Below are 10,785 nucleotides of genomic sequence, written 5' to 3'. Positions count from 1 at the left end.
TACACGCTCCGGACCGGGGGGGGTCTACTCCCGCCCGGGCTGCCCAGAAGGCAAAAGAATGGGTCCGGAGGGTGCGACGAGACCCGCCGTGGAGAAGAAGCGGGCCAGGTCCTCCGGGACGGGCGCCTCGAAGCGCACGGACGCCCCGGTGCGGGGATGCGCCAGCTCCAAGGCCTGGGCATGCAGGAGACACCGGGGCGCGGCGAGGCCCCCCGCCCTGGCCGCTCCTCCATAGCGCGAGTCCCCGAGAATGGGCGCGCCCAGGGCCGTCAGGTGTGCGCGCAGCTGATGGGTGCGTCCTGTCTGGGGCAACAATTCCACCAGGTGGAAATCCGCGCCGGCATGCAACACGCGGTACACGGTGAGCGCGGGGATGCCGTTGGCCGCGCGCGAGGCCCGCCAGCGTCCCGGACGCGAGGGATCCTTCGACAGGGGCAGGTCGATGGTGCCCTGGGAGGGCAATGCCACCGGCCCCACCGCCGCCAGGTAGCGCTTGCGGGCCCGTCCCTCGCGGAACTCCCCGGCGAGCGCGGACGTCGCCTCGGACGACTTGCCGAACACCGTCACCCCGGACGTCTCGCGATCCAACCGGTGCACCAGGCCCGCGGGCCGCTTCAAGTAGGCGCCCACCCGGTCCACGAGACTGTCCCCCACCCGACCCTCCGTGGGCTGCGCCGTCATCCCCGCGGGCTTGTCCACCGCGATCACCGACTCGTCCTCGAACAGGACGCGCCACTCCGGAGCGGAGGCGGGCGCCGCCGCGAGCGGACTCACCCCGCCCTCCTCCAACACCACCGTCACCACCTGCTGGGCGCCCAGACGCGCGCTCGCGTCCCGACTCCGGCGCCCTCCCACGTACACCGCCCCCACGGCCACCAGCCGCTCCACCTCCTCGCGAGGCAGGCCCAGCTCCGCCCCCAGGACCTCGCCCAGGGGGAGGCCCACCTGGGCGGTCTCGACTCGGAAGGTGCGGCGCTTCATCGGGGGACCTCGGGGGCTCGGCGCGAGTGTCGCGTATACCTCGACACCCGCGCGAGACGAACGGCCTTGCCCCTGAATTCGCGGATGGGCCAAGAACCGTGGCCCCACCCGACAAGGAGCCTCCCGATGAGACGAACTGGACCCCCGCTGTTCCTCTCCGCGTTGCTGACCGCCGTCCTGCTGTGGTCATGCCGGGGCACGACCCCTCCGCCCGCGTCGACGGGCGAGACGCTGCGCTTCGAGAGCACGGAAGCCAACGTCCATGATTACTTCCTGCGGCGGGGCCCGGTGGCGACGCATCTGCTCACCACGTCCGGAGAAGCGCCCCGCGTGGTATGGGGATTCCCGGCGGAGAACACCGGCATCGGCATCTGGTTCTACCCGCCCGCGCGGCCAGCCACGCTGAGCGTCGAGGGCGGTCTCCAGCCCGTCGAGTTCGACAACGGCATGAGGGGCGTCACCGCGGAGATTCACAGCGACGCCTCGCTGCTGCGCATCAAGAAGGCCGTGCTGGGCAACGTGCGCACCGTGCGCGACTACTTCTACGGCGCCACCCTCGCGCCGGAGTTCGACCACACCCTGCGCACGGTGGGCACCTCGTTGTGGATGGACCTCAACTGTCTGGATGGCGAACACCACGTCCAGTTGCGCATCGAGATGCTGGAGGGAACGACGGGCGGCGTGGAGGGCAGCACGATCGTCTTCCATGGGGGCAAGGAGGGGCGCATCCGGCTGCGCACCACGGCGCTGACCGACTACACGCCGCTCACGCCCATTCCCATCGGCGAGCTGGTCACCGCGGAGGCCGCGAACAACGCGCGGGCGCTCAACGCGCTCGCGTTCCTCGCCTACAAGGAAAAGCTGCTCGCGGGCTCCTGGCGCTTCCTCACCTACTTCGGCCGCGACACCCTGCTCTCCCTGCGCATGCTCATGCCCGTGCTCCAGCCCACCGTGATGGAGGCGGGGCTCGGCGGCGTCCTGGACCGCGTCAACGCCGAGGGCGTGGTGGCCCACGAGGAAGCGCTCGGCGACTACGCCTGGTACACCCGGGTCCAGCGGAAGGAGCCGCCTCCGCCTCCGCCCCAGGACATGTTCTCGCCGTGGCTCGACTACAAGATGATCGACGGGGACTTCCTGCTGCCCGCGGTGCTCGCCGACTACCACGCCACGCCCGAGGGCCAGTCCCGGATGGCCGCGTTCCTCGCTCGCACCACGCCCTCGGGGGAGCGCTACCAGGACGTCCTGCGGCGCAACATCGAGCACGTCGTCGCGCTCGCCACGCCGTTCGTCACCACGCCCACCGCGACCCACCTGATCGCCATCCAGCACGAGACCGTGGGCAACTGGCGCGACTCGGGCGAGGGGCTGGGCCGGGGCATCTACCCCTATGATGTGAACGTGTCGCTCGTGCCCGCGGCCCTGCGAGGCGCGGCCCGGCTCTATGCCTCCGGCCTGCTCGGCGCCGAGCCCACCCGCGTCACCCCGCTCGAGGCCATGGCCCAGGTGTGGGAGACCCAGGCGCCTCCGCTCTTCGAGGTGCGCATCCCCCTGGAGGACGCGAGGGGCCGGGTCGAAGCCTATGCCCGGAGCCTGGGGTTGGATCCCCAACCGGCGCTCGAAGCGCTCGGACCCTCGGAGGTGACGCTGAGCGGCGTCGCCCTGAGAAGCGATGGGACTCCGGTGCCCATCATGAACTCGGATGACGGGTTCGTGATGCTCTTCAACACGCCCTCGGCGGCCTTCCTCCAGCAGGCGGCGATGCGCCTGCTGCGGCCCTTCCCCGCGGGCCTGCGCACGGACGCGGGCATCGTCGTCGCCAACGCGGTGTTCGCCACCCCGGAGGAGCAGGCCCGGTTCACCCGGGGCGACTACCACGGCGCGGTCGTCTGGTCCTGGCAACAGGCCATGCTCGCGGCCGGACTCGAGCGGCAGTTGAAGCGCACGGACCTGGATGAGCCCACCCGCGCCGCGCTCCGCTCGGCCCAGATGGCCTTGTGGCGGGTCATCCAAGAGAACGCCCAGCAGAGCACGGGGGAGCTGTGGAGCTGGAAGGCCGAGGGAGGCCGGGCCGTCTACGACTCCTTCGCCGCCGCGGCCACCGCCGAGAACCGCTTCGTGGACGAGTCCAACGCCATCCAATTGTGGAGCACGGTGTACCTGGCGGTGAAGCCGCCGCCGTCGCCGTAGCGGGGAAGCGCCGCACCGCCCGGAGGCCAACACTCCGGCGCGGCGGTGTGCGCGGATGAACAGTCCAGCGGGCAAGCGAGTGGAGGGAGACTCCCGATCCTGGACCCCTGTCCCAATCGTGTCCGCCCATGAACGCACTCAGACTGCTCAAGCACGACCACCGGATCGTGGAGGCTCTCTTCAAGCAATTCGAGAAGGCCGGCGAGAAGGCCTACAAGGAGAAGAAGGAAATCGTCCGGTGGATCGTGAAGGAGCTGTCGATCCACGCGGCCATCGAGGAGGAGCTGCTCTACCCCGTGGCGCGCGCCCGGGACGAGGGGCTGAAGAAGGACGTGCTCGAGGCGCTCGAGGAGCACCACGTGGTGAAGTGGACGCTCAAGGAGCTCGAGGGCATGTCCGCCGAGGACGAGCGCTTCGACGCGAAGGTCACCGTGCTCATCGAGAACATCCGCCACCACGTGAAGGAGGAGGAGGGGGACCTCTTCCCCAAGCTCGAGAAGCTGATGGGCAAGGCGGAGCTGGAGGCGCTGGGCGAGGCCCTGGAGCAGGCCAAGAAGACGGTGCCCACGCACCCGCATCCCAAGTCGCCCGATTCGCCTCCTGGCAACCTCGTGGCGGGCGTGCTCGCGAAGATCCTCGACGCGGGACGCGACGCGGCGCGCTCTGGGGGACGCCGGGCGATGAAGACCCTCGGCCGGGCGACGGGCCGGACCAAGACGCGCGCCAGCCCCGCGAAGAAGCGCGCCCGGCGCGCCGCGACGGCCCGCTAAGGGCGGCGAACGGGTCCTGGAAAAGCGCTTGCGCGTGCCGGACGCTTTCATTATTCGTTGAGGCCGGGTGCCGAGGGGCGCCCGGACCCGAAAAAGACGACGTCACCCTCGCAGTGCCCCGCGGTTCGAGTTCTCCAGTGTTCCTTCCAGGGCCTCCAATCGGGTGAGGGCCGCTCCCGAGGGACCTGTCATGAGAACCGACGTCCGCCCCACCCCGCTGCCCCTGAGCGAGTGCAAGGTTCGCGCATCGCTCCTGCTCAAGAGCCTGCTGTCCGACGACGCGAGTCGCGCGGCACGGGCCGCCGAGCGGCTGTGCGCCCTGCCCGTCTTCGCCACGCGGGCCCCCGACACACTGCTCGCGAACAAGGAGCAGGTGCGCCTCAAACACGCCCTGGAGGTCATCGCGCGTGAGCAGGGACACGCGTCCTGGAAGGAGTTGAAGGACGCGCGCGAGTCCACTCCGCCCCGATTCTCGCCGGAGGCCTTCTTCGCCCGGCAGGGGAGCGCCTGGCTCAACCGCTGGTTCTCCACCTACGCCGAGGCGCGCACCTCGCTCCTCGCGGAGGGCGGCGTGCTCTTTCCCTTCCGCGAGCAGTTCTTCATCTGCGAGCCCGGCTTCCTGCGCGCGCTCGGCGTGGACCTGGCGGATCCCGACTGGGAGCGGATGGGATTCAACTGGATGGAGCCCGCGGATCCGGCGGCACGGGCCCGGGTGGAACAGAAGCTCATCGCCCTGGGCTACTCGCGCTGAAGGAGCGTCCTCATGTCCTCGAATGATTCCAGTGCCCCGCGCGGGGCGTCGTCGCGCCGTGCCGAGTTGAAACGGGCCTACAAGGAGAAGCCTCCCGACATGGGAGTGTTCGCCGTGCGCAACCGCGCCAACGGCAAGGTGCTCGTGGGCTCGAGCCTCAACCTCCCTGGTGCCCTCAACCGCATCCGCTTCGAGCTGACCACCCGCATCCACCGCAACTTCCCCGCCCTCCAGGAGGACTGGGACCGGCTCGGCGCCGACGCCTTCTCCTTCGAGGTGCTCGACGTGCTGAAGCCTCCCGAGGAGCCCGTGGCCGACGCCGATCTCAAGGAGGAGCTGCGGGTTTTGGAAGCGCTCTGGCTGGAGCGGCTGCGCCCGTACGGAGAGGCCGGGTACAACGCGCCGCCGAAGTAAAGCCGTCCCCGCCGCGCTGGAGTATGAGGAGGGGCATGAACCGCCCCCTCCCCCTGCTGCGCGAGAACCTGGACGACTTCCTCGCGGCGCTGGCCACGCACGCCTGGCGCGGCGCCGCGAGCCTCCCCCAGGAGCTGTCGTTGCGCGAGCTCCTCGAGGACTCGCCGGAAATCGCCTCGCCCGAGGCGTTCGCCGCCGCCACCGAGGCGGTGCCCAAGGCCCAGGCCAAGGGTGACCTGCTGGGCGTGCGCCGCTTGCGGCTGCTGCGCGACTTCATCGCCACCCAGGTCGAGGAAGCCCTCGCCGCGCCCGACGCCGAGGCCGTGGGCCAACTGGAAGCCCGCTCCAGCCTTCCGGTGGACGATGGAGCGCTGTCGCTCGGCGAGGTGCTGGGCCAGCTTCCCCACGAGCAGAACCGGAGCCGGCGCACCGTGTTGGAGAACGCCGCGGGCACCTTCCTCTGGGAGAACCGGGGCCGCTACGGCGCCCGCCGCGACACCTCCTTCCGCGTCGCGGAAGCGCTCGGCGCCCCGAGCTACGCCGCCCTGCGCGAGGACGTCTCCGGCATCGCGCTCCAGCCCCTGGCCGAGGCCGCCGCCCAGACGCTGCGCCGCACCGAGGACGCCTACCGGGACGTGCTCGCCTACGTGCTGCGCAAGGTGGAGCCCACGCTCCGGCCGCTGCCCTCGGGCCACGCGCGGCGGCACGACGTGCAGGCCGCCAACCAGGTGCCCTGGATGCATGCCTTCTTCCGGCGCGAGGACGGACTGCCCGGCGTCATCCGCTGGCTCAACGAGTGGGGCTTCCACCCCTCCGCCGAGGGCCGCATCCGCATGGACGACGAGGAGCGGCCCGGCAAGGCCTCGCGCCCCGTCACCGCGTCCGTGCGCGTGCCCGGCGAGGTGCGCTTCGTGCTCCAGCGGCGCGCGGGCCTGGATGCCCTGGGCGGCCTGCTGCACGAGTACGGCCACGCCCTGCACCACGCCCACGTCTCCGACAAACTGCCCCTGGAGCTGCGCCGGTTGGAGGATGCCTCGGTGACGGAGGCCTTCGCCACGCTGCTGGAGCGGCTGCTGCTCGACGAGGAATGGCTCAAGCGCTATGCGCGCCTGCCCTCCACCCCCGCGCGCGACGCGGCCCTCATGGCGGCCTTCCAGGGCCTCACCGTGCTGCGCCGCCACTGCGCCAAGCTCACCTACGAATTGTCGCTGTACGCGAGTGGCGCGTCGCCCGAGCGGGCCGAGGAGTACGTGGAGCTGCAACGCGGCGCGCTCTTCGCCGAGCCCCATCGGGGCTTCTTCCTCTTCGACGTGGATCCCCAGCTCTACACGGCGCGCTACCTGCGCGCCTGGGCGCTGGAGACACGGCTCACCGCGCACCTCACGGCGCGATTCAACGAGGACTGGTGGCGCAATCCCTCCGCGCGCCAGTGGCTCCAGGGCCTCTTCGCCCGGGGCGGCACCGACGACGCCGAGACCCTCGCCCGGGAGATTTCAGGCAAGGAGCTGACGCTCCCCGAGGCGGGTGACCGCCTCGTGGCCCTGATCAACCGCTGAGCATGCTCCCTGGGGAAACCCGGGGCCTACTTCTTCTTCTTGAGCGCGCGGACGATCTTCTCCTTCGTCGCGCTCGCGGTGACGGCCGCCTTGGGCTTGTTGCTCGCCGTCTTCGACTGGCCCGTGCGCTCACGCATGGCCTTCATGAGCTGCATCTCGATGAGCAGCAGCTCGTCGCCCAGCTCCTCGTTGTTGCCCGCGGCGCGAGGAAGCGGCGCGCTCTTGCTGGAGGCACCCGCGCCGTGCCGCATGCGCAGGACCTTCTCCTCCTCGGGGGCCAGGGTGCGCGCCTTCTCCAGCGCCACCTTGATCTCCTTGGACGTCACCGTCGTGCTACCGCTGACCTTGCGCTCCATCTTCCGCTCCCCTTGCGATGGCCACTGAACATCCGCTCATGTCGGACGCGTCTGGGCCGCAACCGGCGAGGATTGTAGAGATCGCAAGAGGACGGTCAAATTTTCTTCCAACAGGCCGCTGCCAACCTGTAGCGACCTGCCCCGTCCACGGGACCTCGCGAGGCCTCAGTTCGCCTCTTCGTCCGAGGGCTCTTCCGAGGGAGACGCGGCTCCGGCGGGGGTGGCGCCCTCGGGCTTGTTGCGCGGAATCCCGAAGCGGTCCAACGCGTCCGCGATGCCCTGCGGCTTGTCCGCGTCCGGCAGGAAATTCTCTGGCGCCTTCAGGTCGGGGTCCTTCCCGATTTCACTCAGAGCGGATTCCAACACCATGCGCAGCTCGGCGGCGCCGGCGACGTCATTGGCGGGCACGGCGATGCGGCCGTCGAGGCGGACCTTGAGGACGACGGACGTCTGGGCGTCCACCAGCACCTCGCCGCTGAGCGACTGGGGCACGCGGCGGTCGAAGAAGGCCAGGCGGCGGCGGGTGGACTCGTCCCGGCCGCCCTTGGGCTCGGCGAGCGCGGGCAGCACGACGGGCGTGGTGCCGGTGTCCCCCTCGGGCCCGAGGTCCACGGCGTAGCGCCAGGCGGTGCGGCCTTCGTAGGTGACGGTGTTCTGGGCGGACAGGTGCAGCCGGCCCCGGAAGAGCGCGTCCACGTCGCGGATGGCGCCAGTGAGCTCCGCGCGGGTGCGCTCGGCCATGCCCCGGTCCCTCAAGCGCTGGCGGAAGGTGCCGTAGCGGTTGCGCGCGTACACCTGGCCGTCCACGCGCATGACCTCCAGGCCCTGGTCCCGACTGTTCTCCAGCAGACCATGGAAGTCGCCGCCCACGCCGCCCGGGCCGGCGCGGAACGTCCGCGTCTCGGTGAGCTTGTTGGAGCCCGCGCCCTGGACACCCGTCCACTCATAGCTGACGGTGGCCGTGTAGGCATGGGGGCCGAGCCGTTCCGTCACCTCGGCGGCGTCCATGGACAGGATGCGGCGCGCCACGCGAGGGTTGTCCGCCACGTCCTGGGGATTGAGCTTCTCCGCGGCCGACGCCACGACCTTGGGCGGATCCTCGGCGGAGAAGATGCGCGCCTTGGCGTCCCGGTCGACTTTGTCGCTCTGACAGGCCGCGGCGGACAGCAGCAGGGCGGCGGTGATGAACTTGGGGAAACGGGTCACGGGTCCTCGGACTTCCAGACGGGTGGGCCGCCCAAATTAGGGGGCGAGGGACAAGAGGAGCAAGGGACGGCTTTGCGCGCGCCAATCTACGGGATAGAAGGCGGTCCATGCAGAACCTGCGCGACAAGCTCTTGAAGGCCGGCCTGGTCTCCGAGGACCAGGCGAAGAAGGCGGAAACGGCGAAGCCCGCCCGCCCCTCCCCCTCCCATGCACCCCAGCGCTCGGGAGCCCCGTCGGGAGAAGAGCGCGGCGAGCGCCCGCCCCGCGAGGCACGAGGCCGTGACGATCGTCCGCCCCGCCGCGAGGGCCCGGGGGGTGGACGTCCGCAAGGCGCGGGCCGTCCCCAGGGCGCCGGAGGAGCCCGTCCCCAGGGTGGAGGCGCACGCTACCAGGGAAGCCGTCCTCCCGCTGGCACCGAGGCCGCGAGCCGTCCCGTGCCGAAGCTGCCGCCCCTGCCGGGCTCGAAGGCCGCCCAGCGCATGGAGTCCAAGAAGCAGGTGGAGCAGGACAAGCGCCTGCGCGAGCTGGTCTACACCGGCCAGGTGCCCGTCGACGTGGGCGCCACCGTCTTCTACTTCATGACGCGCAAGGGGAAGCTGCGGCGCCTGGAGCTGACCGAGGCGCAGGCCAAGCAGCTCGAGGACGGCACGCTCGGCGTGGTGGAGCGGCCCGAGCCCGCGCAGATCGAGCACTCGCTGGTGCCCGCCGCCGTGGCCGAGCAGATGTTCGCGCTCTCCAAGAAGTCCGTGCGCTTCCTCAACCGCAAGGACGCGCCCATCGGCTTCATGAGCGACGACCAGGTCAAGGAGCAGCAGGCGGCGGAAGCCCGCGGGGACGCGCCCGTGGACGAGGGAGACGACGAGCCCGCCGAGTCGTCCGAGGCCCCTCCGGCCGAGGCCGCCGCGGCGCCCGAGGGTTCCTCCGAGCCCACCGCGTCCTGAGCCGTCGAGCAGGGCCCTCCCCGCGCCGCCTCAATCCAAGGAGGCGCGGGGAGTGGCGAGAAGGACTCAGCGCGAGGCGTGCGAGGAGAGCACACTCGCCACGCAGCAGGTGAGCTTCTTGCCCGTGGGGATGTGCAGGAACTCGTTGGGTCCGTGCGCGTTGCTGTTGGGCCCGAGCACACCGGTGATGAGGAACTGGGCCTGGGGGAAGCGCTTGCCGAGCATCTCCATGAACGGGATGGTGCCGCCCTCGCCCATGGCCATGAAGGGCCGCCCGAAGTAGGTGCGCGACGCCTCGTGCGTGGCCGCCTCCAGCCACTTCTCCAGCGGCGGCGCGTCCCATCCGGCGCTCGCCTTCTCACCCTCGAACGTCACCTTCGCGCCGTAGGGCGGGTGCGCCTCCAGCGCCGCCTTGAGCGCCTGCGTGGCGGCCTTCGCGTCCAGCCGCGGGGGAATCCGCATGGACAGCTTCACCGAGGTGAAGGGGCGCAGCACGTTGCCCGCGGCGCCCAGCGTCGGCATGCCCTCCACGCCCGTCACGGACAGGGCCGGACGCCACGTGCGGTTGAGGATCTGCTCCGCGCGATCCGTCGTCACCGGGTGGGCACCGGGCACCCAGGGGAACTTCGAGTACACCTCCTCGCCAATCACCTCCGCCACCGCCGCCGCCTGCTCGCGACGCGCCTGGGGGATGTGCACGTGCAGCCCCTCCACGAGGATGCGGCCCGTCCGCTCGTCCTCCACGCGCGAGAGGATCTGCCGGAGGATGCGGAACGACGAGGGCACGATGCCGCTCGCGTCACCCGAGTGCACGCCCTCGGAGAGGATGTCCACGCGCAGGTTGCCGCTCACCAGGCCGCGCAGCGACGTGGTCATCCACAGCTGCTCGTAGTTGGCGCAGCCCGAGTCCAGGCACACCACGAGCGACGCCTTGCCGATGCGCGGCGCCAGGTGCTCGATGTACGCGGGCAGGTCATAGCTGCCGCTCTCCTCGCACGCCTCGATGAGCACCACGCAGCGCGCGTGGGGCACGCCCTGCTCCTTGAGCAGGCGGATGGCCGCGAGCGAGGCGAACGCCGAGTAGCCGTCATCCGCGCCACCCCGGCCAAAGAGCTTGTCGCCCTCGCGCACCGGCTCCCAGGGCGACAGGCCCGCGCGCCAGCCCGTCATCTCCGGCTGCTTGTCCAGGTGGCCGTACAACACCACCGTGTCATCGCCCGTGCCCGGAATCTCCATGTAGATGACGGGGGTGCGCGGCTCGCCCTGCTCGTTCTTGAGCGTGAGCACCTCCACCGTCAGCCCGGGGATGTGCTTCGCCTGGGACTCGCACCAGCCGGCCACCAGCTTCACCGCCTTGTCCATGTGCCCCGACTTCACCCACTCCTTGTCGAAGCTCGGCGACTTGTTGGGGATGCGGATGTACTCGTGCAGCCGGGGGATGATCTCCTCCTCCCAGATGCGCTCGGACGTGGCGATGGCGGTGGTGCTGTTCAGCCGTTGAGGGGTGCTCATGGGGCAAGGACTCCGGTTTCGGATGAGTGACGCGAAACGTCCTCCCCTCTACACCACCCCGGGCACCAATGGGCGTCCGCTCGCGCCCGCCGGGCCCCTCTCCCGCCAGCC

10 protein-coding genes are annotated in these 10,785 nt (G+C 70.7%); 6 read left to right on the top strand and 4 right to left on the bottom strand.

Going from position 1 to position 10,785, the window contains the following annotated elements:
- Positions 1-24: 24 nt before the first annotated feature.
- The gene (locus tag MEBOL_RS25075; RefSeq protein ID WP_095979823.1) at positions 25-981 is read right to left on the bottom strand and encodes an RluA family pseudouridine synthase; all 957 of its coding nucleotides are present in this window, start codon (positions 979-981) and stop codon (positions 25-27) included.
- Positions 982-1,107: 126 nt separating this feature from the next.
- Between MEBOL_RS25075 and MEBOL_RS25070 the strand changes: the two genes are divergently transcribed.
- The 5 genes from MEBOL_RS25070 (at position 1,108) to MEBOL_RS25055 (ending at position 6,659) form a co-directional block, all read left to right on the top strand.
- Positions 1,108-3,168, top strand: coding sequence for a hypothetical protein (locus tag MEBOL_RS25070; RefSeq protein ID WP_095979822.1), 2,061 nt, complete (start codon positions 1,108-1,110; stop codon positions 3,166-3,168).
- A 128-nt stretch (positions 3,169-3,296) separates the two neighbouring features.
- Positions 3,297-3,938 (top strand): hemerythrin domain-containing protein, encoded by a 642-nt coding sequence (locus MEBOL_RS25065; RefSeq protein WP_095979821.1) that lies wholly within the window; start codon positions 3,297-3,299, stop codon positions 3,936-3,938.
- A gap of 190 nt (positions 3,939-4,128) precedes the next feature.
- Complete coding sequence (locus MEBOL_RS41970) at positions 4,129-4,689, top strand: hypothetical protein (protein ID WP_170115592.1); 561 nt, start codon at positions 4,129-4,131, stop codon at positions 4,687-4,689.
- Between the two features lie 12 nt (positions 4,690-4,701).
- Complete coding sequence (locus MEBOL_RS41965; protein WP_170115591.1) at positions 4,702-5,103, top strand: GIY-YIG nuclease family protein; 402 nt, start codon at positions 4,702-4,704, stop codon at positions 5,101-5,103.
- 35 nt (positions 5,104-5,138) lie between these two features.
- Positions 5,139-6,659: a peptidase M3 gene (locus MEBOL_RS25055; protein WP_095979820.1), complete on the top strand. Its 1,521-nt coding sequence runs from the start codon at positions 5,139-5,141 to the stop codon at positions 6,657-6,659.
- A 26-nt stretch (positions 6,660-6,685) separates the two neighbouring features.
- Here MEBOL_RS25055 and MEBOL_RS25050 read toward each other — a convergent pair whose 3' ends face one another.
- Together MEBOL_RS25050 and MEBOL_RS25045 are read right to left on the bottom strand one after the other, a co-directional pair.
- Entirely contained in the window at positions 6,686-7,015 is a 330-nt protein-coding gene (locus MEBOL_RS25050) for a hypothetical protein (protein WP_095979819.1), read from the bottom strand.
- A 165-nt stretch (positions 7,016-7,180) separates the two neighbouring features.
- Positions 7,181-8,221: a hypothetical protein gene (locus MEBOL_RS25045; protein WP_095979818.1), complete on the bottom strand. Its 1,041-nt coding sequence runs from the start codon at positions 8,219-8,221 to the stop codon at positions 7,181-7,183.
- A 107-nt stretch (positions 8,222-8,328) separates the two neighbouring features.
- Here MEBOL_RS25045 and MEBOL_RS25040 point away from each other — a divergent pair, with 107 nt between their 5' ends.
- On the top strand, positions 8,329-9,162 hold the full coding sequence (locus MEBOL_RS25040) for a DUF2058 family protein (protein WP_095979817.1): 834 nt from the start codon (positions 8,329-8,331) through the stop codon (positions 9,160-9,162).
- 66 nt (positions 9,163-9,228) lie between these two features.
- Here the strand turns inward: MEBOL_RS25040 and MEBOL_RS25035 are convergent, their stop codons facing one another.
- On the bottom strand, positions 9,229-10,674 hold the full coding sequence (locus MEBOL_RS25035; RefSeq protein WP_179956291.1) for a M20 family metallopeptidase: 1,446 nt from the start codon (positions 10,672-10,674) through the stop codon (positions 9,229-9,231).
- Between the last annotated feature and the right edge of the window lie 111 nt (positions 10,675-10,785).

Source organism: Melittangium boletus DSM 14713 (assembly GCF_002305855.1).
Taxonomy (GTDB): Bacteria; Myxococcota; Myxococcia; order Myxococcales; family Myxococcaceae; genus Cystobacter; species Cystobacter boletus.
This window is presented reverse-complemented; position numbering and strand designations above follow the sequence as displayed.